25 protein-coding genes and 1 riboswitch are annotated in these 26,085 nt (G+C 46.6%); of the genes, 9 read left to right on the forward strand and 16 right to left on the reverse strand.

Annotated elements, in window-relative coordinates; translation table 11 throughout:
- Position 1 precedes the first annotated feature (1 nt).
- Positions 2–1,402 carry an ATP-dependent RNA helicase RhlE gene (gene rhlE / locus Xkoz_RS03055; protein ID WP_099140702.1) on the reverse strand — a complete coding sequence of 467 codons (1,401 nt, stop codon included), beginning with the start codon at positions 1,400–1,402 and terminating at the stop codon, positions 2–4.
- A gap of 371 nt (positions 1,403–1,773) precedes the next feature.
- On the opposite strand from rhlE, the gene Xkoz_RS03060 reads away from it, so the two are divergent.
- From Xkoz_RS03060 to Xkoz_RS03080, 5 genes are all read left to right on the forward strand, one after another.
- The gene (locus tag Xkoz_RS03060) at positions 1,774–2,466 is read left to right on the forward strand and encodes a transcriptional regulator (protein WP_099140703.1); all 693 of its coding nucleotides are present in this window, start codon (positions 1,774–1,776) and stop codon (positions 2,464–2,466) included.
- 149 nt (positions 2,467–2,615) lie between these two features.
- On the forward strand, positions 2,616–3,632 hold the full coding sequence (gene hlyD / locus Xkoz_RS03065) for a secretion protein HlyD (protein WP_099140704.1): 1,017 nt from the start codon (positions 2,616–2,618) through the stop codon (positions 3,630–3,632).
- Positions 3,633–3,641: 9 nt separating this feature from the next.
- Positions 3,642–5,378 carry an ATP-binding cassette domain-containing protein gene (locus Xkoz_RS03070; protein WP_099140705.1) on the forward strand — a complete coding sequence of 579 codons (1,737 nt, stop codon included), beginning with the start codon at positions 3,642–3,644 and terminating at the stop codon, positions 5,376–5,378.
- Positions 5,375–6,526, forward strand: coding sequence for an ABC transporter permease (locus tag Xkoz_RS03075; RefSeq protein WP_099140706.1), 1,152 nt, complete (start codon positions 5,375–5,377; stop codon positions 6,524–6,526). Before Xkoz_RS03070 ends, Xkoz_RS03075 begins: the two co-directional genes overlap by 4 nt.
- A 12-nt stretch (positions 6,527–6,538) precedes the next feature.
- On the forward strand, positions 6,539–7,645 hold the full coding sequence (locus Xkoz_RS03080; protein ID WP_099140707.1) for an ABC transporter permease: 1,107 nt from the start codon (positions 6,539–6,541) through the stop codon (positions 7,643–7,645).
- A 158-nt stretch (positions 7,646–7,803) separates the two neighbouring features.
- Here Xkoz_RS03080 and Xkoz_RS03085 read toward each other — a convergent pair whose 3' ends face one another.
- The 5 genes from Xkoz_RS03085 to moaA form a co-directional block, all read right to left on the reverse strand.
- On the reverse strand, positions 7,804–8,514 hold the full coding sequence (locus tag Xkoz_RS03085; RefSeq protein WP_099140708.1) for a Bax inhibitor-1/YccA family protein: 711 nt from the start codon (positions 8,512–8,514) through the stop codon (positions 7,804–7,806).
- Between the two features lie 198 nt (positions 8,515–8,712).
- A complete protein-coding gene (gene moaE, locus Xkoz_RS03090; protein ID WP_099140709.1) occupies positions 8,713–9,165 on the reverse strand; it encodes a molybdopterin synthase catalytic subunit MoaE in 453 nt (150 codons plus the stop codon).
- Between the two features lie 2 nt (positions 9,166–9,167).
- A complete protein-coding gene (moaD, locus tag Xkoz_RS03095; protein ID WP_099140710.1) occupies positions 9,168–9,413 on the reverse strand; it encodes a molybdopterin synthase sulfur carrier subunit in 246 nt (81 codons plus the stop codon).
- Positions 9,410–9,889 carry a cyclic pyranopterin monophosphate synthase MoaC gene (gene moaC, locus Xkoz_RS03100; RefSeq protein WP_099140711.1) on the reverse strand — a complete coding sequence of 160 codons (480 nt, stop codon included), beginning with the start codon at positions 9,887–9,889 and terminating at the stop codon, positions 9,410–9,412. Before moaC ends, moaD begins: the two co-directional genes overlap by 4 nt.
- Before the next feature lie 71 nt (positions 9,890–9,960).
- Positions 9,961–10,941, reverse strand: coding sequence for a GTP 3',8-cyclase MoaA (moaA, locus tag Xkoz_RS03105; RefSeq protein ID WP_099140712.1), 981 nt, complete (start codon positions 10,939–10,941; stop codon positions 9,961–9,963).
- Positions 10,931–11,087, reverse strand: a riboswitch (molybdenum cofactor riboswitch). It overlaps the preceding gene by 11 nt.
- A gap of 281 nt (positions 11,088–11,368) precedes the next feature.
- On the opposite strand from moaA, the gene yvcK reads away from it, so the two are divergent.
- On the forward strand, positions 11,369–12,277 hold the full coding sequence (gene yvcK / locus Xkoz_RS03110; protein ID WP_099140713.1) for a uridine diphosphate-N-acetylglucosamine-binding protein YvcK: 909 nt from the start codon (positions 11,369–11,371) through the stop codon (positions 12,275–12,277).
- 73 nt (positions 12,278–12,350) lie between these two features.
- Here the strand turns inward: yvcK and uvrB are convergent, their stop codons facing one another.
- The 5 genes from uvrB to bioB all read right to left on the reverse strand — a co-directional run bounded on the left by uvrB (position 12,351) and on the right by bioB (position 18,605).
- On the reverse strand, positions 12,351–14,378 hold the full coding sequence (gene uvrB, locus Xkoz_RS03115) for an excinuclease ABC subunit UvrB (RefSeq protein ID WP_099140714.1): 2,028 nt from the start codon (positions 14,376–14,378) through the stop codon (positions 12,351–12,353).
- A 608-nt stretch (positions 14,379–14,986) separates the two neighbouring features.
- Entirely contained in the window at positions 14,987–15,670 is a 684-nt protein-coding gene (gene bioD / locus Xkoz_RS03120) for a dethiobiotin synthase (protein WP_099140715.1), read from the reverse strand.
- Positions 15,660–16,433, reverse strand: a complete 774-nt coding sequence (bioC, locus tag Xkoz_RS03125; protein WP_099140716.1) for a malonyl-ACP O-methyltransferase BioC — start codon at positions 16,431–16,433, stop codon at positions 15,660–15,662. Before bioC ends, bioD begins: the two co-directional genes overlap by 11 nt.
- Positions 16,417–17,565: an 8-amino-7-oxononanoate synthase gene (bioF, locus tag Xkoz_RS03130; RefSeq protein WP_099140771.1), complete on the reverse strand. Its 1,149-nt coding sequence runs from the start codon at positions 17,563–17,565 to the stop codon at positions 16,417–16,419. Before bioF ends, bioC begins: the two co-directional genes overlap by 17 nt.
- On the reverse strand, positions 17,565–18,605 hold the full coding sequence (gene bioB / locus Xkoz_RS03135; protein WP_099140717.1) for a biotin synthase BioB: 1,041 nt from the start codon (positions 18,603–18,605) through the stop codon (positions 17,565–17,567). The genes bioF and bioB overlap by 1 nt, the downstream gene beginning before the upstream one ends.
- A gap of 95 nt (positions 18,606–18,700) precedes the next feature.
- Here bioB and bioA point away from each other — a divergent pair, with 95 nt between their 5' ends.
- Together bioA and Xkoz_RS03145 are read left to right on the forward strand one after the other, a co-directional pair.
- Positions 18,701–19,969: an adenosylmethionine--8-amino-7-oxononanoate transaminase gene (bioA, locus tag Xkoz_RS03140; protein WP_099140772.1), complete on the forward strand. Its 1,269-nt coding sequence runs from the start codon at positions 18,701–18,703 to the stop codon at positions 19,967–19,969.
- Between the two features lie 336 nt (positions 19,970–20,305).
- Entirely contained in the window at positions 20,306–20,887 is a 582-nt protein-coding gene (locus Xkoz_RS03145; protein WP_099140718.1) for a hypothetical protein, read from the forward strand.
- A gap of 204 nt (positions 20,888–21,091) precedes the next feature.
- Here Xkoz_RS03145 and pgl read toward each other — a convergent pair whose 3' ends face one another.
- Positions 21,092–22,078, reverse strand: coding sequence for a 6-phosphogluconolactonase (pgl, locus tag Xkoz_RS03150; RefSeq protein ID WP_099140719.1), 987 nt, complete (start codon positions 22,076–22,078; stop codon positions 21,092–21,094).
- 250 nt (positions 22,079–22,328) lie between these two features.
- On the opposite strand from pgl, the gene Xkoz_RS03155 reads away from it, so the two are divergent.
- Positions 22,329–23,144: a pyridoxal phosphatase gene (locus tag Xkoz_RS03155; protein WP_099140720.1), complete on the forward strand. Its 816-nt coding sequence runs from the start codon at positions 22,329–22,331 to the stop codon at positions 23,142–23,144.
- A 49-nt stretch (positions 23,145–23,193) separates the two neighbouring features.
- Here Xkoz_RS03155 and modC read toward each other — a convergent pair whose 3' ends face one another.
- The 4 genes from modC to Xkoz_RS03175 form a co-directional block, all read right to left on the reverse strand.
- A complete protein-coding gene (gene modC, locus Xkoz_RS03160; protein ID WP_167386550.1) occupies positions 23,194–24,258 on the reverse strand; it encodes a molybdenum ABC transporter ATP-binding protein ModC in 1,065 nt (354 codons plus the stop codon).
- Positions 24,252–24,944 (reverse strand): molybdate ABC transporter permease subunit, encoded by a 693-nt coding sequence (gene modB, locus Xkoz_RS03165; RefSeq protein ID WP_099140722.1) that lies wholly within the window; start codon positions 24,942–24,944, stop codon positions 24,252–24,254. Before modB ends, modC begins: the two co-directional genes overlap by 7 nt.
- Before the next feature lie 17 nt (positions 24,945–24,961).
- Positions 24,962–25,732, reverse strand: coding sequence for a molybdate ABC transporter substrate-binding protein (gene modA / locus Xkoz_RS03170; RefSeq protein ID WP_099140723.1), 771 nt, complete (start codon positions 25,730–25,732; stop codon positions 24,962–24,964).
- Between the two features lie 199 nt (positions 25,733–25,931).
- Positions 25,932–26,072, reverse strand: a complete 141-nt coding sequence (locus tag Xkoz_RS03175) for an AcrZ family multidrug efflux pump-associated protein (protein ID WP_099140724.1) — start codon at positions 26,070–26,072, stop codon at positions 25,932–25,934.
- Between the last annotated feature and the right edge of the window lie 13 nt (positions 26,073–26,085).

The following is a 26,085-nucleotide window of genomic DNA, read 5'->3' on the forward strand; positions in this document are numbered from 1 at the left end:
ATTACCTTCCTGCTACCGAAGTACGTGGGGGTTTGGCTGCACGATTTCGTTTGAAATGACCTTGGTCTTGTTTGCCATTTTTGTAAGGACTATTACTGCGAGAACTATTATCACGAGAGCTATTATCACGAGAACTGTTACCGCGAGAGCTATTATCACGAGAGCTATTATCACGAGAACTGTTACCGCGAGAGTTATTACCACGAGGGCTATTACCACGAGAGCTATTGCGCCCATTTTGGATAGGCTCGGCCCGAATAGAAGGATCCGGTTCATAGCCTGAAATGGCAATACGTGGAATTTCACGCTTCAACAGGCGTTCAATATCTTTCAGGAGGCTGTGTTCATCGACACACACGAGCGAAATCGCCTGCCCAGTGGCTTCTGCACGTCCGGTGCGGCCAATACGATGCACATAATCTTCGGCAACGTTTGGCAATTCATAGTTGACGACGTAGGGCAATTGGTCGATATCCAACCCACGGGCAGCGATATCCGTTGCCACCAACGCGCGGATTTTTCCTGTCTTGAAATCAGACAACGCACGGGTTCTTGCTCCCTGACTCTTGTTACCGTGGATCGCAGCCGCCGTCACACCATCTTGATTCAATTGTTCCGCCAGCCGATTTGCCCCATGTTTGGTACGAGTAAAGACCAGTACTTGTTGCCAGTTCTGGTTGCCAATCATGTAAGAGAGCAATTCTCCCTTGCGTTTTTTGTCTACGAAATGGATTGATTGTTCAATCTGTTCAGAGGCCGAATTACGCCGTGCAACTTCGACACTGACGGGATCTTTCAGTAATTTATTGGCGAGCCCCTTGATCTCATCAGAGAAAGTGGCAGAAAAGAGTAAGTTTTGGCGTTTTGCGGGCAGCTTACTCAACACACGACGAATATCGTGAATAAAGCCCATGTCCAACATGCGATCTGCCTCATCCAAAATCAGTATTTCAACATGAGAAAGATCAACGGCATTTTGATGTTCTAAATCCAGCAAGCGGCCTGGTGTTGCGACCAGAATATCCACGCCACCGCGCAATTTCATCATCTGCGGATTAATACTGACCCCGCCGAACACAACAAACGAACGTAATTTAAGATACTTGCTGTAGTCACGTACACTTTCCCCCACCTGAGCCGCCAGTTCTCTGGTTGGGGTTAAAATCAATGCCCTGACCGGACGACGACCTTTTGCCTGAGCCGGGGATTCGCTCAAGAGTTGCAAAATAGGCAAAGTAAACCCTGCTGTTTTTCCTGTGCCTGTTTGGGCACTGGCCAGTAGATCTTTGCCGGATAACACAACAGGAATAGCCTGTTGCTGAATAGAGGTAGGTTCTACGTAGCCTTGTTCTTCAATAGCACGCAAAATATCAGCTTTTAAGCCGAGTGACTGAAAATTCATAAATAAGAAATACTCCAGACTTCACCATTCCTGATATCAACTCAGGGGCAGTTTTATGGGAAGAAAATAGACGCGATAAAACGCAAAGAAATTACACAAACTGCAATGCACCGTATATAAGCTAGGGGGGATTATAACAGATATGTCTTCCCACGCGGATCTAAAGAGAGCAATAAGTTACGCTAAAATTGACTAAATCTGTTCAGCTAAGGGAAGATAGCCAAAATTGGAAGATTATTTTTTATGCCCGTCTATTAAAAAGACAATTTGTGTCAACTTTACATCGGGTTGCTTTAGTTTTAGAGTTAATCATACGATTGATATATTTTCCGGCACTCCCGAAAACGCTTTGTAACAGGAAATATTTTGACATGGCAGCGAAGAAAGCCCAGACATTACGCGGCGAACAAGCCAAACAGCAACTTCTGGCAGCAGCAATAGAAATTTTTGGTAAATCCGGTCTGGATGGTGCGACTACCCGCAATATTGCCCAACACGCCCAGCAAAATATCGCCGCCATCTCATACTATTTCGGTTCCAAGGAAGGACTATATCTCGCCGTCGTACAGCATATTGCCGATAAGCTAAAAGCGGAGTTTTCTCCTCTCATTGAAGCCATTGATCGTTTTTTTGATAAGTCACCCAAACCCTATCCAAAAGATCAAATATTGGCATTTATTCATCAGGGAATGGTCAGCTATAACCGCCTGATTTTTGAGAAAAGCAGTATTAATATAAGCCGGATCATGTCCCATGAACAGTTGACGCCAACAGAGGCTTACAGTGTCATGCATGAACAGGGACTCGCCCCCATTTATTCCCGGTTGAACAAACTTATCGCCAATTATATTGGCGCCGATGAACGCCAAATCTCAACCCAGATCCATACCCATGCTTTATTAGGTGAGATCCTTTCTTTCCGCCTGGCCAGGGAGGCCTTATTGCGCCAAACTGGCTGGGATAATATTGGCACTAAAGAATACGAATTAATCAATCAAGTGTTATCTCAGCACATCAATTTACTGCTGGATGGGTTAAGAGAAAAAGCATTTCAAAAGCATTAATTTTATAAAATTCAGTAAGATATATCATTCACAAATAGTGCACAGGCTTTAAAATGTCTATACCCAATAGCGCTTAAGCAATGGCATAACCCATGAAGCCACGACTTGAAAGATAGAGGGTATAAGTTGAAAAAGGCATAAGGGATAGTATGAACAGTAAAAAGTTTGCTCTTGCCCTATTGGCGCTCATTGTTGTTATCGGTGCTATTGTGGGTATCTACTATTATCAGGAACAAAATAGCCGGGAACTCACCCTGTATGGCAATGTCGATGTTCGGACTGTCAACCTGAGTTTTCGGGTTGCAGGTAAACTGGCTGATTTGCAAGTCGATGAAGGTGATCCCATCACTGTGAACCAGATGCTGGGTCGCCTTGATGATGCTCCCTTTATTAATGCCTTGGATCAAGCTAAAGCGGCTCGTGATGTCGCCAAGGCAAATCTGGCTAAAACCGAAGCAGGCTATCGCAGCGAAGAAATTGCCCAAGTACGTGCTGAGGTGAAGCAAAAAGAGTCAGCATTCCATTTCGCTGATAGTTTCCTGAAACGCCAGCAAGGTTTGTGGCAAAGCAAAACAATCTCAGACAATGATCTGGAAAATGCCAGAACCGGACGCAATCAGGCACTGGCGGCTTACCAGGCGGCAAAAGATAAATTGCGTCAGTTCGAAACGGGTTATCGTATAGAAGAAATTGCGGCGGCAAAAGCCCAACTTACCCAGGCAGAAGCCGCCGTTGCACAGGCTGAACTTAATCTCAAAGATACGCACCTCACCTCGCCATCGGCCGGGATGATCCTGACCAGAGCCATCGAGCCAGGCACCATGTTGGCGGCAGGCAATACTGTTTTTACCCTTTCACTGACTCATCCTGTTTGGATCAGGGCATACATTGATGAACCCAATCTCAATCAGGCTATCGCGGGGCGGGAAGTCCTGATTTATACCGATGGGCGGAAAAATCAGCCTTATCATGGAAAAATCGGTTTTGTTTCTCCAACCGCTGAATTTACACCCAAAAATGTCGAGACACCTGATTTAAGAACCGATTTGGTTTATCGCCTGCGCATTATTGTCCTTGATCCCGATGAGAGCCTGAAACAAGGCATGCCGGTCACCCTGCGTTTTGCCGATTCAACTAAAGCAAGTTTTACTGAAACCAATAAGTAAGGCGATAACATGACCAGTTCAGCTTATACGATAAAACTGAACGGCGTGGAGAAAACGTTTCCAGGATTGGACGTTCCTGCTGTATCTCATTTACAAGCAGAAATTCAGGGCGGATCAGTCACAGGTCTTGTCGGTCCAGATGGTGCTGGAAAAACCACGCTGATAAGAATGTTGGCCGGATTATTGAAACCGGATAGCGGCAACCTTGAAATAATGGGGCTTGATCCTATCAAGGACAGTGTCCAGGTACGTTCTGAACTCGGTTATATGCCACAAAAATTTGGCTTGTATGAAGATTTAACCGTCATGGAAAATCTCACTTTATATGCCGATCTCCGTGGTGTACTTGGCAAGGAGCGCGAAACAACATTCCAGAAGTTACTGGCCTTTACGGACTTAACCCGTTTTACCGGACGGTTAGCGGGAAAATTGTCCGGTGGTATGAAGCAAAAACTGGGGCTTGCTTGTACGTTATTGGGTAGCCCGAAGGTTTTACTGCTGGATGAGCCGGGTGTCGGTGTTGATCCCATCGCCCGCCGTGAGTTATGGCGAATGGTTCATGAGCTTGCTTCCGACGGTATGCTAATCCTGTGGAGTACCTCTTATCTGGATGAAGCTGAGCTATGCCGTGATGTTTTACTGATGAATCGAGGTGAGTTGCTCTATCGCGGCCAACCCCAAGATTTAACCCGCAATATTGCCGGCCGCTCTTTTTTACTTGATGTTAAACAGGCGGCTCGTCGCCAAATTCTGCAACATGCCCTCACCTTGCCCCAAGTGACTGATGGCGTGATCCAGGGGAAATATGTTCGCCTGATCTTAAAAGCAGGGGCGGACAAAAACGCATTAATCCAACAAATCGGGTTAAATGAAGCCAATCTCTTTGATGCCGAACCCCGTTTCGAAGATGCCTTTATCGATTTATTGGGTGGCGGCCCATCCCATCGTTCCGAATTAGCGGAGATAATGCCTCAAATTCCGCCAAACCCAACAGAAACGGTGATAGCAGCCCGTAGCCTGACGAAAAAATTTGGCGATTTCGCGGCCACTGATCACGTCGATTTTCAGGTGAAACGGGGGGAAATATTTGGTCTATTGGGACCCAATGGTGCCGGTAAATCGACGACCTTCAAAATGATGTGTGGTTTAATTATCCCAACTTCAGGCAAGGCGCTGGTTCTGGATATGGATTTGAAAACCCGTTCAGGCAAGGCACGCCAACGTCTTGGCTATATGGCACAAAAGTTCTCGCTTTATGGCAATCTGACGGTTGAACAAAATCTTAAGTTTTTTTCCGGTGTTTATGGCCTGAAAGGTCGCCATCAACAGGAAAAGATGTCCGACATGATCCGTGCTTTCAATCTTGGGCCTATTTTACAGCAAAAAACGGATAGCCTTCCGCTCGGATTTAAGCAACGGCTGGCCCTTTCCTGCGCCCTGATGCACGAACCTGATATTCTGTTTTTGGATGAACCCACGTCGGGTGTTGATCCGCTAACCCGCCGCGAATTTTGGCTACATATTAATGGGATGGTGGATAAAGGGGTCACCGTGATGGTCACAACCCACTTTATGGATGAAGCGGAATATTGTGATCGTATCGGGCTGGTATTTCGCGGCAAATTGATTGCGGCCGGAACACCTGATGAACTGAAAAAATTAGTTGCCACGGATGAACGTCCTAACCCTTCCATGGAAGACGCCTTTATCGATCTCGTGTTGAACTACGATAAGGAGCCACAATGAGCCATTCCCTCTCCCAGAAGGCGGTCAGTTTCTCATGGCGTCGATTGAAAGCACTCTGTATCAAAGAGACTAAGCAGATTATCCGTGATCCGAGCAGCGCTTTAATTGCGGTGGTTATTCCTTTGATGTTGCTCTTTATTTTTGGTTACGGGATTAACCTGGATTCCAGCAAACTTCGCCTCGGTATTTTAATGGAGCAGCAAAGCGAAGACGCCCGTGAATTGGTGCATGTATTTACGGGATCGCCCTATATTGATGCCACCATTAGCGACAACCGCCAGCTCTTAATCAAAAAAATGCAGGAAAACCAAATCCGCGGCATTATCGTTATTCCGGTCAATTTTAATGCCCAGCTTGCCCGCCCGGATAGCCATGCCCCGATTCAGGTTATTACCGATGGCAGTGAACCCAACACCGCTAATTTTGTTCAGGGCTATACCAAAGGTATCTGGCAAACCTGGTTACAGCAGCGAGGGCAAGATCGGGGGGTTTCAACGATCCCCCTGATTGACACCCAAATCCGCTACTGGTTTAATCCCGCCGCCATTAGCCGGCATTTTCTTATTCCCGGTGCGGTTTCCATTATCATGACCGTAGTCGGCGCAATCCTGACCTCACTCGTGGTTGCCCGTGAGTGGGAACGCGGCACGATGGAAGCACTGCTTTCAACTCAGGTGACCCGCACCGAACTACTGCTTGCCAAATTATTGCCCTATCAAATGCTGGGTTCTTTTGTCATGGTACTTTGCATGCTATTCACCGTTTTTGTGCTGGGTGTTCCCTATCGCGGCTCACTCTGGCTATTGGCGTTGGTTTCCAGCCTTTACCTCGCGACCGCTTTAGGTATGGGGTTATTGATTTCTACCCTGACCCGTAATCAGTTCAATGCAGCCATGATTTCTCTCAACGCGGCTTTTTTGCCGGCCATTATGTTGTCTGGTTTTGTGTTTGAGATAGACAGTATGCCTGTGCCGATCCAGGCTGCGACTTATGTCATCCCCGCGCGTTACTTTGTCAGCAGCCTACAGACACTCTTTCTGGCCGGCAACATTGGCGCTGTGTTGATGACGAACCTGCTTTTGCTGATTGCCAGTTCTATCGTCTTTATCGGCCTGACTGCGTGGAAAACTCGCCGGCATCTGGATTAAAAAGGAAAGCGCATGTTTTATCGTCTGTATACACTCATCATGAAAGAGTTACAGTCTCTTCTGAGAGAGCCGCAAACACGGAACATTTTGATTTTGACTGTGGTGATACAAATGATCCTGTTTCCGTGGGCTGCAACGCTGGAGGTCAAAAACGCCACCATCGCCATTTATAATGAGGATAAAGGACAAGCATCCATTGAGCTAACCCAACGGCTGGCAAAATCAAAGGCATTTCCTGATGTGATCCTGTTAACCAGCTCGCATGAAATCCGCCCGACCCTGGATAACCGCAAGGCACTCTTGCTGGTGCGTTTCCCACAAAATTTTAGCGCTAACCTCGCCAATCATAACCCAACATCCATTCAAGTTTTATTAGATGGACGTAATTCAAACAGTGCCCAAATTGCTGCCAACTATATTCAGCAGATTGTCATGGATTACCAGAAACAACGGTTAGGCAACGCCCCTAATCTCAATAACAGTGAACTCATTATTCGTAACTGGTATAACGCCAATTTGGATTATAAGTGGTTCGTCGTGCCATCACTGGTTGCCATGATCACCACGATTGGTGTGCTCATTGTCACCGCATTGTCCGTCGCCCGTGAACGGGAACAAGGTACGTTGGATCAATTGCTGGTTTCTCCACTGGCAACATGGCAAATTTTCCTTGGTAAAGCGATCCCGGCGTTGGTGGTAGCGACGATGCAAGCAAGCATTGTTTTGCTGATTGGCACGCTGTTCTACCAAATTCCTTTTGCGGGTTCACTGCTGCTATTTTATGGCTGCATGTTAATTTATGGGTTATCCCTGGTTGGCTTCGGGTTACTCATTTCTGCGGTCTGCTCTACCCAGCAACAAGCGTTTATTGGCGTATTTGTGTTTATGATGCCCGCTATTCTGCTTTCTGGTTATATCTCTCCGGTTGAGAATATGCCTGTTTGGTTACAAAACATCACCTGGATTAATCCAATCCGCCATTTTACCGATATCACCAAGCAAATTTATTTGAAAGGGGCTGATTTATCGGTTATTTGGCCAAATTTATGGCCTTTACTGGTGATTACCGCAACAACGGGGGGGATCGCTTATCGGCTGTTTCGTCGTAAGATTGCCTGAGAAAAACTCAGTCAATAACTCTGCTAATCAATTGAAGGATTTTGATACCGCTTTGTCGGTTGCTGAAAACCGGCTTTAATTTATTTTCATTGTCTGATGTGAAATTGACCATTAAAAAACCCTGCCTTGGCAGGGTTTTTCATTTAACAAATCAGTGACTATCGACGATCACCCAAAATCCGCAACAACATTAAGAACAGGTTAATGAAGTCCAGATAGAGAGTCAGTGCGCCAGTAATTGAGTATCTGCGCAGATTCTCTTTATCGTTAACATCCAGTTGTTCACCCATTTCTTTCAGTTTTTGGGTATCGTATGCCGTCAAACCAGCAAAGATTACCACACCGATATAGGTGATTACCCACATTAATGCCGGACTTTTCAGCCAGATGTTTAACAAAGAAGCCAGAACGATGCCGATTAGCCCCATAAACAGGAAACTACCCAGGCCACTCAGGCTACGTTTAGTGGTATAACCATAAACGCTCAATGCACCAAACATACCCGCTGAAACAACAAATGTGCTGGCAATAGAGCTACTGGTATAAACCACAAAGATACTGGAAAGTGTCAACCCCGTTAGCATGGAGTAGAGCATAAACAGCCCTGTCGCCAGTGCCCCACTCATTTTATGAACCAAACCAGACAGCACAAATACCAATGCAAGTTGTGCGATGATTAAGCCATAGAAAACAATGGAGTTACTGAAAATGGCGTATAAAATTTCAGGGGTATTTGCCACATACCATGCAACAAATGCGGTTAACAGCAAGCCACACGTCATCCAACCGTAGACTTGTGCCATATAAGTTTGAATACCAGAACCCGTTTTCTGGACAATCGAATCATTTGAACGTTGATATCGGTCCATGACGATTACCTTTTCATGACAATGTTTAAGGATTAAGAATGTTTAAAAATAAACAATCCATTCAAAAGTTATACATTAGCATAGAACATTAATAAAACCATCTGCCAATTAATGACAATTTCAGTGACATATTATTTATTTATCCCGTTTTCGCGATAGCCCGCAGAATGATCCGCTAAGCACCATTTCAGCACCTTGTTACCAGCGACTTGCCGCATCCTGGTCACTTTGCCTTGCCTCTACCCAGCGCTCCCCTTCGACAAGCGACTCCTTTTTCCAGAACGGAGCTTTGGTTTTCAGGTAGTCCATGATGAATTCAGCCGCCATAAAAGCCCTATTACGGTGAGCGCTGGTAACCCCCACAAAGACAATCTCATCCCCTGGATACAATTCACCAATACGATGAATAATGCTGACGCGTTGCAAAGGCCAACGTTGGCGGGCTTCGTCGGCAATTGTCTGCAACATCTTTTCTGTCATGCCCGCATAATGTTCCAATGTCAGCGCCTTAACGTTATCGCCCAGATTATGATTGCGAACTTTTCCGGTAAAAGTCACTACAGCGCCATCTTCATCACATTGTGAGAGCCATTGATACGCTTCCCCAACACTGAATGCCGCCCGTTGGATCTTGATCCGCGTATTTTTCATGGTTACCCCCCCGTCACCGGCGGAAAAAAAGCCACTTCATCACCATCAGTTAAGGCATGTTCAGCATGGACAAAAGATTGATTGACGGCAGACAATACTTTACCTTCTTCCAATGCCAACGCCCATCGTTCCCCTTTTTCAATCAGTGCATGGCGAAGATGGGCCACAGTTGGGTAGTCATTAGGCAGTTCAAGTGAATCCGTTCCCACCAGCTCGCGAACTTGCGCAAAAAACAGTACCTTTATCATACCCCCACCTTAAAATCCCCTGATTTACCGCCACTTTTTTCTAACAAACGCACCGGCCCAATGACCATATCTTTTTGCACCGCTTTGCACATGTCATAAAGGGTTAAAGCAGCCACGGATGCCGCAGTCAAGGCCTCCATCTCGACACCGGTTTTCCCCGTCAGACGGCAGCAAGATTCGATTCTGACACGGTTGTGTTCCGGTTGTGCCTCCAGCAAGACGTCTACTTTACTCAGCAATAACGGATGGCAAAGCGGGATCAATTCCCACGTCCGTTTTGCTGCCTGGATCCCCGCAATACGGGCGGTCGCAAAAACATCCCCTTTGTGGTGATCACCCGCAATAATCATGGCCAAAGTTTCAGCCTGCATTTCAACGAATGCTTCTGCCCGTGCTTCACGCACCGTTTCCGATTTGGCAGAAATATCTACCATATGCGCTTCACCCGAAGTGTTGATATGGGTTAATTGAGACATTCTTTCTTTACTCCTGAATAACAACGCCTGAAAAAATAAATTTTGTGGGCAAGTTTACCGCCAATAAATTCCTAACCACCAATAAAAGAAAGATTCGGGGTGATACCGCTGTTCCCTTGATGCAAAAAGTGAGTCTCGCGCTTGTGGCGCAACCCGTCTTGGATACGTTGTTTCAGCGCTTCGAGTGATGCATCATCAGATAATAAATCACGCAAGGGTATGCCCTGCTCACCAAACAAGCACAAATGGAGATTGCCAATTGCGGATACCCTCAGGCGGTTACAGCTTTGGCAAAAATCTTTTTCATACGGCATAATAAGGCCTATTTCGCCTCGGTAATCGGGATGGCGAAAAACTTGAGCCGGCCCATCACTACGCGCACGTTGCTGTTGTTGCCACCCCTGTTGCAGCAGTTGGCGACGGATCACTTCGCCAGAAAGATGATGACGAAAAAAAATATCACTGCCTTCTCCCGTTTCCATTAGTTCAATAAAGCGCAACTGAATAGCCCGCGGTTTGATCCATTCAAGAAACGCCGGCAAGTGGGTCTCATTCACGTTCTTCATCAGCACGACATTCACTTTCACGGTGTTGAACCCCGCCTCAAAAGCCGCATCAATGCCGCGCATAATCTGGAAAAATTTATCCTGTCCGGTAATAGCGCGAAACTGGCGGGGATCTAAACTATCAACACTCACGTTAATCGCTGTCAGTCCCGCCAATTTCCATTGGAAGACATCGCGCTCCAGCCGGTAACCGTTGGTGGTGACCGCGATTTTTTTGATTTGCGGATTGTCATGCACCGTGGCGATGATGTCGCAGAAATCACGGCGCATGGTTGGCTCCCCTCCTGTCAGGCGAATTTTTTCTGTGCCAAGCTCAGCAAATGCCCGGCTAACGCGGCGAATTTCTGGCAGGGAAAGAAATGATTTATGACCATGAGGCCGATACCCATCAGGCAGGCAATAGGTGCAGCGAAAATTACACACATCGGTAATAGACAATCTCAGGTAATAGAACTTGCGCGAGAATGCATCTATGAGTTGTTCCACAATAACACCTTCCAAATACGGGAGATGCCGGCATTTCTACCTTGCATCTTGGTGACTCAAAAGCCACGGCCAGAGCATCATATCAGTGTGGTATCTATTTGACAGAACAGCGACTTAGACACAGAGGCTAGGGGTTAATATCAATTAAATTTTTATGTGAAAAAGGGTGCAAGTAGCGGTATGTTCGCCAAAGAGTCTACCCTTTAAGAGAGTAAAAAGCTAATGCCGCATCCGATATATACCTTATTATACAACGAGTTAAATAATCACGATAACATCATTTTTCTGTGATGTTCCCACGCAGTCGGGCGAACATTTCAGGTAAGCGATCGCATAAAATTATATCAATTTCTGAAAGCATCCTATTTTATGATAAATTACATGCGATTTATTAAAGCCCCTACGTTTAGCCAGTAACAGGAATTCTATGCGAAATCGCACATTAGCGGATTTGGATCGCGTTGTCGCTCTCGGCGGCGGTCATGGACTTGGACGCGTGATGTCTTCCCTTTCTTCCCTTGGTGCCCGCCTGACAGGAATTGTCACAACAACGGACAACGGGGGTTCAACCGGGAGAATACGCCGTTCGGAAGGTGGGATCGCCTGGGGAGATATGCGCAATTGCCTCAATCAGTTAATCACGGAACCGACCATTGCTTCTGCCATGTTTGAATATCGGTTCAGTGGCAATGGCGAATTATCTGGGCATAATTTGGGTAATTTGATGTTGAAGGCGCTCGATCATTTAAGTGTCCGTCCCCTTGAGGCGATTAACCTGATCCGCAGCCTGCTGAAAGTCAATGCACAGTTGATTCCTATGTCCGAGCAGTCGGTCGATTTAATGGCTATCGATGATCAAGGCAATACTGTGTATGGCGAAGTCAATATCGATCAGCTCAATTGTACACCACGAGAGCTATTGCTTTACCCTCACGTCACTGCCACTAAAGAAGCACTGGATGCCATTGAACAAGCTGATTTGATTTTGATCGGCCCTGGCAGTTTTTTCACCAGCCTGATGCCGTTGCTGTTATTGGACGATTTGACACAATCCTTACGACGCAGCAATGCGAATATGATTTATATCGGTAATTTAGGCAAGGAGCTCAGCCATGCCGCAGCCAATCTATCATTAAAAGATAAACTGGCAATCATGGAAAATAAGATTGGCCGCAAAATGATTAATGCCCTGATTGTCGACCCACGTACCGATATCAGCCCCTTTAGCGACCGTATCGTGACACAACAGGTTTTAGAAGCTCAGGATATTCCTTACCGTCACGACCGTGAATTATTACACCAGGCCATTGAGCATACGCTGCAAAAATTGGGTTAGCTACTCTATAGCCGTTCCCTTCAAGCACAATTTTTAGGGATCGGCGCTAATTTTTCAGGAATTGGCAATAAGTTCAGGAGTTGGCAATAAATTGTGCTCGCACGGCCTGGATCTGGTCACGAATATTGGCCGCCTGTTCAAATTCAAGATCCCGTGCATGTTGGTACATTTTTTCTTCCAACTCACGGATTTTTCTCTCCAGATCTTTCGCCGACAGGTTGCGGTAATCATCCGTATCCAACGTCGCTTTACTTTTCCCTTTGGCTTTCCTTTTGCCATTGACCGGCTGACCAATTTTCAGGAGGTCACCAATTTTTTTATTCAAACCTTGCGGTATGATGCCATGTTCCTCGTTAAATGCCTGCTGTTTAGCCCTACGGCGATCGGTTTCTTCAATCGCTTTGGCCATCGAAGCGGTAATTTTATCACCATATAAAATGGCCTTACCATACAGGTTACGTGCTGCACGGCCAATGGTCTGGATCAGGGAGCGCTCTGAACGAAGGAAACCCTCTTTATCCGCATCCAAAATTGCCACCAGGGAGACTTCCGGCATATCCAAACCTTCACGTAGTAAGTTAATGCCAACCAAGACATCAAATTCCCCCAGCCGAAGATCACGGATAATCTCTACCCGTTCTACGGTATCAATATCGGAATGGAGATAACGTACTCGTTCGCCATGCTCTTCCAAATATTCAGTCAAGTCTTCCGCCATCCGTTTGGTTAAGGTAGTGACCAGCACTCGCTCATTTTTTGCCGCCCGGACACGGATTTCAGACAAGAGATCATCCACCTGGGTTGCCACTGGACGCACTTCAACTTCAGGGTCAATTAACCCTGTTGGACGCACAACTTGTTCAATAATTTCATGACCCGATTTTTCCAGTTCATAGTGGCCGGGAGTGGCTGAAACATAGATACTTTGCGGTGCCAGAGCCTCAAATTCTTCAAACCGCAAGGGGCGGTTATCCAGCGCTGACGGCAAACGGAAGCCATATTCCACCAACGTCTCCTTGCGGGAGCGATCCCCCCGGTACATCCCACCAATTTGCGGAATGGTCACGTGGGATTCATCCACCACCAGCAAACCATCTGCCGGCAGGTAATCAAACAACGTTGGGGGGGGGTCACCGGCAGAGCGGCCAGACAGATAACGGGAGTAGTTTTCAATACCAGAGCAATAACCCAACTCATTCATCATTTCGAGATCGAATTGGGTTCGCTGGGAGATACGCTGTTCTTCCAATAACTTGTCTGACGCCAACAAAACCTTGCGCCGTTCTACCAATTCAGCCTTGATCTCTTCCATCGCCTGAAGGATACGTTCACGGGGTGTAACATAGTGGGTTTTTGGATAGACGGTATAACGCGGCGTGCGGTACTCTATCTGTCCCGTCAGCGGATCAAACAGGGAAAGACGTTCGACTTCATCATCAAATAATTCTACACGTAAAGCGTGTTCATCTGACTCTGCCGGGAAAATATCAATGACTTCACCACGTACCCGAAATGTCCCGCGTTGGAATGCCTGATCATTGCGGGTATATTGCAGTTCTGCCAAACGATGCAAAATGGCGCGCTGGTCAATTAACATGCCTTCGGTTAAATGAAGCATCATTTTCAGATAGCTATCAGGATCACCTAAACCGTAAATTGCAGAGACAGACGCCACCACAATGACATCACGGCGCTCCAGCAAGGCTTTCGTTGCGGACAGGCGCATCTGCTCAATGTGTTCATTCACTGAAGCGTCTTTTTCGATAAAGGTGTCGGAACTGGGCACATAGGCTTCGGGTTGGTAATAATCGTAATAGGAAACAAAATACTCCACTGCATTTTCAGGGAAGAATTCTTTCATTTCGCTATAAAGCTGTGCCGCCAATGTCTTATTCGGCGCCAGGATCATGGTGGGTCGATTTAGGTTTGCAATAACGTTGGCAATCGTGAACGTTTTACCCGATCCCGTTACCCCTAAAAGGGTTTGGTGGGCTAACCCGTCCTCCAGCCCCTCCTGTAATTGTCTGATAGCCGATGGTTGATCGCCTGCCGGCTGAAAATCAGAATGTAATTTGAATACCTTGTTGGTTTCTTTGCTCATTTTCCCCACGCCATCCATACACTAACAAAACTTTTAAAAACACTTTTATAATACTGGATAAAAAAACAGCTTCAAGTACGTTAGCAAAATAATGTTTTGGCCAGATGTTATTAGCCTGATGACATTAACCTTTATTTAACATTATGAATGGCTACTTTTATCCCCAGATAATGATCTTGCTTTTTCCTATTTTTGTATTACCGGCTGAAATGATAAGGCACTGAATAGCAAAGGGATGCAGAAAGGAATTGATTTTATTTAACGTGTTGATTTTGGTTATAAAAAAATCCAAGGAGAGAATAACAGCAAATCTGGCGCAAGCCGCGTATCGCCTTGCGCGAGGATACTTTTCTAAAACTAATACACAAGGTTATCCACAGGAATAGTGGATAACTCAGCAAAACCTATTAAGCATGGGCGGTTGCAGAGTTATCCCCACTGATAAACTTTTTCAATAGTGGAATATTTTTATGTGGTTTTAAGATTGCTTCACGCTATTTGTTGATCAAAATTGGTTCAATCGTTGCTGAAATAAAACACCTTCTACGTAATAATTTTGATTAAAGAATTACCCTCTGTATCAATTCTAACTAACTCAACGTAAACAATTAGTTAACCAAAGTATCAATCGTGATATATTTTCCTATGTCATTTTTATCCCTGGGTTCATTTAAATGAGGAATAACGCCCAGTAACGGCGCGGGGATCATGCGCTCCAGTGTCGCCAAATAGGCAGCTTGATATTTGCCGGCAGGCTCAATTTCATTGGCAATCCAGCCTGCCAGTTTTAATCCAGCATACTGAATCGCTTTTGCGGTTAATACGGCATGGTTAATACAGCCTAATTTGACACCTACGGTCAAAATTACCGGTAAATCCTCCTGAATGACCCAATCAGCAAAAGTCGTCTTTTCCGACAGTGGCGTATACCATCCTCCTGCCCCCTCAACCAGAATCCAGTCAGCTTTTTTTGCCAATACGACCAAGCCCTGTGATAAGGTGGAAAAATCGATGGGTTGACTAAGCTCCGCACTCACGATGTGAGGCGACGTCGGCGCCATAAAGACCAGAGGATTCACCTCCTGATAAGTCAAGGGCACCGTACTATTACGCTGTAAGGCCAGTGCATCGCTATTACGCATCCCTTCAGCCATCATTTCACTGCCAGATGCCACAGGTTTATAACCCGCCGTCCGATATCCTTTCTTGTTAGCGGCTTGTAACAAGGCGCAACTCGCCACGGTTTTACCGACTTCGGTATCGGTTCCTGTCAGGAAATATTTATTTGTCACAATAAATCACTCCAAAAACGATTTGATAGCTTAATGGGTAAAACCCGTGGTCTTGGGGGTATGCTTTCGCAAGGGCAGTCAGGCGTTTTTTTGTCATTAATCCCTGCTGGCGGCCGTGATGAAGGTGGGTTGCGCCGATCCCTTTTAGGGAGTTCAGTAAGGGCAACAGCTGTGGATAGCGCTGGTAATATTGCCGGTTAATGACTTTATGCCGATAGGGCTGGCATGCTTGGGTAATGGTTCGCCATGGCAGAAAGTGATTAATATGCCGATAACTATCCAATTGCGCCCACGCGGCGGCCAATTCATTCAGTGAACCCTGGGCAAGCGTGGAAAACAGGATAAGGCCACCCGGCCGGGTAACACGATAAAATTCGCGCAATGCGCATGGCAAATCATTGCACCACTGTACCGCCAGATTGCTGAAACAGATGTCTACGCTGTTATCCGCCAATCCCAACTGTTCGATATCCCCTTGCAAATAATGATCAGCAACTTGCAGCTGCCTTGCATGGTTCAACATGCCGGAAGCCAGATCCAGTGCGATAACCTGTTTACCCTGCTGTTTCCAACGGGCGCTAAAAAAACCGGTTCCACAGCCCGCATCCAATACCTGCTGACCAATATCTTCCGCAGATGCCAGTTTCATCAAATACTCACCGGTTTGCTGTTGCAATTTAGCCACCGTGTCATATTTGGCCGCCGCACGGCCAAATGCGCCAGCAATGGCCTGTTTGTCAACGGAGTTAACAGCCAGATCCATGCAATGCCTCCAGTAATGTATCAATGTCGTACTGTGTATGGTTTGCGGTCAAGGTAATGCGTAATCGCGCACTGTCAGGGGGAACTGTGGGGGGAAGCATCGCGTTAACCCACACTTTTTTTTGCCTGAGCCGATGGGATAGCGCGCTACAACGTTCATTATCACCCACCATTAATGGCTGGATGGCCGTTTCTGAATTCATCAATGCAAAAGGCAAATGCTGTGCTTCCCGGCGAAAGTAGCGGATATGGCTTCGCAATCGCTGACGCAATGCCTCCCCTGCCCGAATTTGTCGTAGTGCGGCGGAAAGTGCCACCGCCTGCGCAGGGGGCATGGAGGTACTGTAAATCAGGTGCCGGGCATATTGGAGCAGGTATTCTGCGGTGTGTTTATCACATAATACCGCGGCTCCACTCAATCCAAATGCCTTGCCAAACGTGATGACCAGGATCTCTGGTTTAATATTTTGCATCCAGCAACTGCCGCGCCCTTCATCGCCATGAATACCGATGCCATGAGCATCATCCACCATCAGCCAACTTGCTGTCGATCTCGCTTGCTGAGCGATGGCTTCAAGTGGGGCACTATCCCCATCCATGCTAAAAACCCCTTCCGTGACCACCAGCGTTTTACCGTTACCCGCTTTTGCCAACTGTTGTCGCAAAGAACCCACATCATTGTGCAGAAAACGCCGCAGTTGCGCGGGAGAGTGCATTGCCGCTTCCAACAACGATGCGTGGCTCAGGCGATCAGCAATGATGCTGTCTTCTCTTTCCATTAAGGCGGCAATCACCCCTTGATTAGCGGCATAACCGGAAATGAAAAGTAAAGCGTGGGAGTATCCCAACCACTCAGCCAATTGTTGTTCCAGGGTATGATGTGCGGCAGTGTACCCTGTCACATGCCCAGAGCCGCTACTGCCCACACCATACTGCCGGGCGCCTTGTTGCCAGGCCGCAATAATCTGGGGGTGTTGGCTCAGCCCCAGATAATCATTGCTGGAAAAATTCAGGTATTGGCCGTCCGCAGTGGATAATAAACGCCCATCAGAGTGACAAACTTGCCGATGGCGCCATAGCGAAGTGCCCTGACGTTCGGCCAAACGGCGGGAAAGAAAATCTGGCCAATTCATCATATTGCCGCATTATAAAATTGTTCGTTATCAGCATGATGGATAATGGCTTCCGTCAAGTTCTGCTGCTGCTGGTTGTCACCCAATGCCGTCTTTGTCTGTTGAGGATTGATGCCCAGCCGACGGAACAGTTGCAAGTCTTTGTCTTCGTCCGGGTTTGGTGTCGTCAGTAGCTTGCAGCCGTAGAAAATGGAGTTAGCCCCTGCCATAAAACACATGGCCTGGGTTTGTTCATTCATCTGTTCACGTCCGGCGGATAGACGGACATGGGATTTTGGCATCATGATCCGTGCCACCGCAATGGTGCGAATAAAGTCAAAAGGATCGACATCTTCATTATCTTCCAGCGGCGTCCCTTTTACTTTTACCAGCATATTTATCGGCACACTTTCCGGCGGCTTAGGCAGATTTGCCAGTTGCACCAATAATGCGGCCCGATCACGAATTTGCTCTCCCAACCCCACGATCCCCCCTGAGCAAACTTTAATCCCCGCACTTCGGACATTATCCAATGTATCCAATCTGTCCTGATAACTGCGGGTCGTGATAATGTTGCCGTAAAATTCTGGCGAGGTATCTAGGTTATGGTTGTAATAGTCCAGACCCGCTTCTGCCAGACGCTGTGCCTGGGACGGATTCAGCATACCCAGTGTCATACAGGTTTCCATCCCCAGCTCCCGGACTTCCTTGACCATTTTTTCCAAATACGGCATATCCCGTTCATGCGGGTTTTTCCAGGCTGCCCCCATGCAGAAACGGGTTGAACCCGCATTTTTCGCTTTGCGCGCGGATTCAATGACACTTTCCACTTCCATCAACCGCTCTTTTTCCAGGCCAGTTTTATAGCGGGAACTTTGTGGACAATATTTACAGTCCTCTGGACAAGCCCCCGTCTTTATCGAAAGCAGGGTACTGACCTGGACTTGCTGTGGGTCAAAATGTTCGCGGTGTACCTGTTGGGCTTGAAACAATAATTCAAAAAAAGGCTTATCAAACAACGCCTGTGCTTGTTTGATTGTCCATTGTTGACGCTCGCTCACAATAACATCTCCGATGTAAAAAACGTTGTCAGTTTAAATAACCGGGTTATCATGTCAACCAAAATGAATCAAAAAAGGTTTACATTAAAGTGACTATAACCCCTTCGGATCTTAAATTTGACCAGCGCCATATTTGGCATCCGTATACCTCTATGACTGATCCGCTTCCCACCTACCCTGTCGTCTCGGCCACCGGTGTAGAGCTGGTGTTATCAGACGGACACACATTGATTGATGGTATGTCTTCATGGTGGGCGGCTATCCACGGTTATAATCATCCTGCTCTCAACGAGGCGGCCAAATCACAAATCGATAAGATGTCCCATGTGATGTTTGGCGGTATCACTCACCCTCCCGCGGTTGATCTGTGCCGGCAATTAGTGGCAATGACACCTGATGCTTTGGAGTGTGTTTTTCTGGCGGATTCAGGATCGGTCGCCGTAGAAGTCGCCCTGAAAATGGCCTTGCAATATTGGCAAGCCAAGGGAGAAAAACGCCATCGTTTCCTGACGCTACGTCATGGTTATCACGGTGACACGTTTGGCGCTATGTCTGTCTGCGATCCAGACAACGCCATGCATAATCTGTACAAAGGCTATCTTCCCAACCATCTGTTTGCCGATGCGCCGCAATGCTCGTTTGGTGATGAATGGAAGGCGGAAGATATCGACTCTTTAAAACGATTATTGCGGCAATATCATACTGAAATTGCCGCCGTGGTTTTAGAACCCATCGTTCAGGGTGCGGGTGGGATGCGGATTTACCACCCTGAATATTTACGCCAGGTCCGTCAACTTTGTGACGAGTATCAGCTCGTGTTGATTGCCGATGAGATTGCCACCGGATTTGGGCGAACGGGCAAGTTATTCGCCTGTGAACACGCCCAGATCGCGCCAGATATCTTGTGCTTAGGCAAGGCATTGACCGGGGGATATATGACATTATCTGCAACACTGACTACCCGCCATATCGCAGAAACGATTAGCCAGGGGGAAGCGGGTTGTTTTATGCATGGGCCAACGTTTATGGGGAATCCTCTGGCCTGCGCCGTCGCCAGTGCCAGTCTGAAATTGCTTGTGGATAGCCCGTGGCAGCAGCGTATTCAAGCCATTGAAGCGCAACTAAACGTTGAATTATTTCCCCTTAAATCCCACAGCTTAGTCAACGATGTTCGGGTCTTGGGCGCGATAGGTGTTGTCGAAATGAAGCAACCTGTCAATGTCGCTGCGTTACAACACTATTTTGTCCAACAAGGTGTGTGGATCAGGCCATTTGGTCGGTTAATTTACCTGATGCCGCCTTATATTATTCAACCAGAACAGTTATCGAAACTGACCAATGCAATAGCAGGTGCCATAAATTAAAGAAGGGTATATACCAATCTAACTTCAAGTTGCCGTTTGCAAACCAACGAGAGTGTTTATATCTCCCCGCTACGCGGGGAGATATAAGACGCATCTTGAAAGGCGATTGGTATATCCAGTCACCTCTTTAATTGGGTGGCTGGATAATAAAAATACGCCAATAACTATTAAGTTATTATATGCCTGACAAAAAAACACAGCATATTAATATTTACCTAAATAGCAATCATTGACAAATATTAATGACCCAAAAAAAGGATATTACATTACCTAAAAATAAATGAGTTGGTATATTCATGATGCAAGCACGTTAATTTAAACAAAGAGGAAAACATGATGAATATAGAAAATTTGCTCACCCCTTCTAATGAAGAAATGCAGAATATCTTTGAACTATCTAAAAATAGGTATGAACAAGAAATTTTACATTATGAAGCGCTGGCAAAAGAAAAACCTGAATTAGCCCCGCTGTTTGCAGAAAATGTGAAACCCGATTCATTAACCAGCCCGACACTGAGACAAACCGAATTTATTAGTGGGCATTTTAACATTAACACCTATTATCAATATGGCAGTTATCCCTTTATCCAGTTATCATCTTATCCCGCCATCATTGGACACGAACCGAATACCGGGAAAAAAACCAGTTTCAATGGCTATATTCAAGGTGGCTTTAATACCCCCATATTGAATTTTAATAATATTCACCTTGGGGGCGTGGTCAATTATGCTCAATCCATTATCAATGCCCCCCTAAATTTCCAGCTTTATATTAATCCAAGAAATCTTGTCTTGCGTCTTTTGAGAGGCAATATTTATTTAGGCGATCTGTTTTCTGTCTATCAGAGCCATATATTAGTCACATACCCTATTGTTTTATCCGGTATCGGAACGTTTAATTTGATCCAACATCAATAGGTTTCATTCATTTATACCAATCTAACTTCAAGATGCGTGTGATTTCATATAGTGTTGTAAATTGCAACTTGAAGTTTAATGCGTATAAATACTTTTTTGCCATAGTGAGACACGGGTATTCATGGAGCGTTATGACTCCTCGCAGCGCGAGGAGTCATAACGTGTCGACCATGTTATGGCAAGGAAATACCCCCAGTCATACAGTTACAAGACCAATACGGTAACCCACATCGGCGCTTTGCCAACCGGATAACGCGCCAGTTGGGTTAATGTCCCTGAATAAGGGTCAATGCGTGATACTGAAATATGATCGGATTTTTGCCCTGATGCAATCAGGAAATGACCACTGTGATCGAGAGCAAAACCACGCGGCTGAGCCTCTGTAGGATAATGCCCAGCTAATGTCAGGTGATCACCCTCTTCCGAAATGCGGAAGTGGCTTATCAGGCTCTCTGAACGTTCACTGGTGTAGAGGTGTCGGCCATCCGGTGTGATGTGAATATCTGCCGACCAACGGACGCTGGAAAAATCTGTTGGCAACGAATCAATTGATTGCACGATACGGTATTTTTCCCACTTACGCAGCACGTCAACGGTTGAATCCAATTCATTCACGCAGTAGATAGCCGGTTTTTTGGGATGGAATGCCATATGCCGTGGACCTGCACCCGCTGCCGTCGTCACTTCATCTGCCCGACTTTCTGTCAGATAACCCTGCTCATCCAAATTGAAAATACGAATATGATCTTCTTTCAGACAGGGAACCAGCAGTTGGCGATTTTCCCGATCAATATTGGCCGAATGTGGTGCTTGCAGGTCGGCGACAATTTGGCTTGGCGCTTTAGCGACCCCATTTTCATCAATAGGATGGACACTTAAGTGATTGAAACTGTAAGAAGCGGAAAATAAAAAACGCCCTGCTCGGTCAGTGGATAGATGGGTTGGGCTGCCCGACAATGGCGCAATGGCCTGTTGTTCAAGACAGCCATCGGCACCAATGGCATAGGTTACGATGCTAAATTGGGGACGAATTCCGACATACAAGTGCTTTCCATCAGGATTAACCACCATTGGCTGGACTTCACCGGGCACATTGACGGTCTGGAGAAGCGCAAGTTCCCCGGCCATATTCAGTGACCATACGTGAATTTGTCGGCTATTTGGGCTGGCTGTATAAACCACTTGTTTCATGTTCTCTCCTTAATGCTTCATTGCTATTTTATTGATCTGTCAAGATCCTTGGAAAATTTTAACGGTTAAACTCCCTATACCAATCCAACTTCAAGTTGCCGCTTGCAAACCAATGTGAGTGTTGGTCTCTCCCCGCTGCGCGGGGAGAGACCAGATGCATCTTGAGAGGCGACGGGTATATATCGGTTTAACTTTGCTCAACTAACGTATAATATTTTGCTTATATCATAAACAACTTAGAGGCCAATCCATGTCATATCGCGTTATCGCGCTGGATCTCGATGGAACACTGCTCGATCCACAAAAACGTATTCTGCCTGAATCACTGGCAGCCTTAAATGAAGCCCGCCAGTCAGGGATCAAAGTGTTGATTGTGACTGGACGCCATCATGTTGCCATCCATCCTTTCTATCAAATGCTACAACTCGATACCCCTGCTATCTGTTGTAATGGAACTTATTCGTATGATTATCAGGCAAAAAAAGTATTGGCCTCTAATCCGCTCTCTATTCAGGAAGCCTCCCAAGCACTTTCCTATCTGCAAGACACGGAAATTCAGCATCTGATGTATGTTGATGATGCCATTTTATATCAATTTCCCCACACTGTAGCCCGAACCCTTGCCTGGTCGGATTCCCTGCCTGAACATCAACGCCCTAATCTTCAGCAAACGGAAAATTTTCAAGATGCCATCCACTCGGTGAGTTCCATTTGGAAATTAGCCACCAGCTCATCCAATTTAGTGAAGCTGCGTGAGATTAGTGCACAAATTGAGGAAAATGTTGGCCTTGAGTGTGAGTGGTCATGGTTCGATCAGGTCGATATAGCCAAAAAGGGCAATAGCAAAGGCATGCGATTGCAACAATGGGTGGGATCACAAGGCATGAGTATGAAGGATGTGATCGCTTTTGGTGATAATTATAACGACCTCAGTATGCTGGAAAACGTTGGGCTGGGTGTCGCTATGGGGAATGGCGTCGAGGCTGTCAAAGAACGAGCCGATATTGTCACACGGGATAATACCCAGCCCGGTATCGCGGAAGTCCTGCGAAAATACGTGCTGTAAATCCGTTCAATGGGAGCATCTGCTCCCTATGTAACTTCCTGCCTATTCATCATAAGTGACGATTCAGCGAAACACTCTTTATCTGTGCATATAACCATTGCCCTGCCCGCAGATTAAGCTCTTCCCGTGCCCACGGCGTAATTCTCGCCCACAAGCTATGTTCACCCAGCGCCAATTTGACATCAATCTGGCCATTATCTTCAAAAAACTCGGTGACTTTTACCTGCAAGATGTTACGGATGCTGCTCACTTTTGGAGGCGCCAAAACCAAGGAAACATCTGATGCATCAATACGGATACGCAGATCAGTGCCTGGAGAGGCATTGACTTGTGGCAGCCAAAGGACTTTGTCAGCCACCGCCACTGCGGTCATTTGATAACGTTGATGATGTTCCATAACCGAAACGTTCAATATGCTGCCAAGACTCTCTTTTTGCAGCCACGGACGCAGTGCGCTGCTCGACCAAACCTCTTCCAGCGTTCCTGTCGCCCTGATTTTTCCCTTATCCATCACAATGACATGCTCTGCCAAGCGTAAAATTTCATCCAGGCTGTGGCTCACGTATAGGATCGGGATTTTGACTTCCTGGGATAACTTTTCAAGATAAGGCAATAGCTCACGCTTACGTGGTAAATCCAATGATGCCAAGGGTTCATCCATAAGCAGGATTTCAGGGGCAGTCAGTAATGCCCGACCAATGGCTACCCGCTGTTTTTCCCCGCCAGATAAGGTGGCAGGAAAACGTGACAGTAAATGTTCAATCCCTAGCAAGCCAATGATATTGTCAAATTGCGGTTTCATCTCTGGTGCCATGCCATATTGTAGGTTTCCCTTCACGCGATAATGCGGGAAAAGGCGCGCATCCTGAAACACATAACCCACCCGACGCTTTTCGGGTGGCAAAAAGATATTTTGTTCTGTGTCCACTAAGGGAGTGCCGTTTAAGACAATACGGCCTTTTGCCGGGCGGCTCAATCCCGCAATGACATTGATCAGTGAGGTTTTTCCTGCCCCGGAAAGACCGAATATGGCGCTAATGCTTTCTGTTGGCAAAGTGATATCCACCTGCATGTACAACTCACCCAAACGCTGCTCAAAATCCAGCTCTAACATGCTGCCCCCAAACGTTTTCTGCCCCAACGTGTCAGCCATTCGGAAAGCAGCAATGAAATGAGTGCCAATAAAATGGCAATGATACACAGACGGGCGGCGGCGGTTTCAGCACCCGGCATTTCTATCAATGTATACATAGCAAGAGGAATGGTTCGCGTCTCCCCCGGAATATTGGAAACAAAGGTAATGGTGGCGCCAAACTCGCCCAATGAACGGGCGAAAGCCAATACCGCGCCCACAATGATGCCCGGTAATGATAACGGTAAGGTAATGGTGAAAAAGACTTTAAGTGATCCCGCCCCCAAAGTACGGGCAGCCTGTTCCAAACGCCGATCAATGCCCTCCAATGACAAGCGAATAGCCCTGACCATGAGCGGAAAAGCCACCACGGCCGAAGCCAATGCCGCCCCTGTCCAATTAAATGCAAAACTGATCCCGAACCAGTCATAAAGGCATTCACCAATGACGCCACGCCGCCCCAGGCTGATCAGTAACAGATATCCCACCACCACTGGCGGTAATACCAGTGGCAGGTGGATAATGCTATCAAGCAGGGATTTGCCAACAAACTGGCAGCGAGCCAGCATCCATGCCATTAAGATCCCTAATGGCAAACTGAATAACACGGCGATCCCTGAGATTTTTAAACTCAGTAAAATCGCCTGCCATTCATATTCACTTAACATCTCCAAACGATCAGTTCCTACAGTGGACTAAAGCCGTAGCGTTTAAAAATGGCTGCGGCTTCAGGGGTTTTAAGGTAGTCATAAAAAGCGCGAACAGCCGGTTTTTCATGGCCTTTGATTATCGCCATCGGATATTCCACCGGCTTATGGCTTTCAGGTGGGAAAACGCCGACAATCTTGACTTTATTGCTGGCAACGGCATCAGAGCCATAAACAATGCCCAGTGGGGCTTCGGCTCTCTCTACCAGCGCCATACCACTACGTACATTGCTAGTCCGTGCCATCAGTGGATTGACCGTATCCCATGCCTGTAAATATTGCAGCGATTCTTTAGCGTAAATCCCCACGGGTACATGGTCAGGATCGCCAACCGCTAAACGCCCTCCCGCCAGCAAAGATTGCCATTTTGTTTCCCGGTTAATCTCGACTCTGCCTAATTGACTCTCTTTAGGCGCAATCAGGACAAGCTGGTTACCCAACAAAGTATGACGGCTATTCTCGGCAATTAAGTGTTTTTCCGTCGCGTAATTCATCCACTGCTGATCGGCAGAAATAAAAATATCCGCAGGTGCTCCCTGTGCTATTTGCCGTGCCAGTGTCGATGATGAAGCATAAGAGGCTACGATATCGCCCCGTTGCTCTTTTTTATACTGTAGCGCGATATCATCCAATGCATTAGTTAATGAAGCCGCCGCAAAAACTGTCACTTTATCTGCTGCCCAAACACTCCCGGCAAGCGCAAAAAAGGCCACAATCCCAGTCAGAAACTGACAAACTTTATTTTTCATTTTAGACTCGCCCAAGATAATCAATATGGTGCGTTGTATATAACAAGATACAACGTTAAATGAAAACGCTATTCTGTGATTAATCGGCAAGTTGTGAGCCAGTTTTAGCTTTTATGTTGATCTCAATGCAAAAGTGACATTGAAGAGAAGGCAGGAAGGGATGATTACCCGGATAACCGGGTAATGGAAATCACAAGGTTCAAGACTGTCGATGGGTGTTCTCTGTTTTGGAGATACGATTGAATAATCCCCCAAGTCCGTATATCAATGCCAGGATAACGGCCATCACCACGGGAACCATGATCAATGCAAACCCCAAACTTTTAAGCAATTCAAACATGCTAACCTCATAC

It is taken from the genome of Xenorhabdus kozodoii, assembly GCF_002632875.1.
Classification (GTDB): Bacteria; Pseudomonadota; Gammaproteobacteria; order Enterobacterales; family Enterobacteriaceae; genus Xenorhabdus; species Xenorhabdus kozodoii.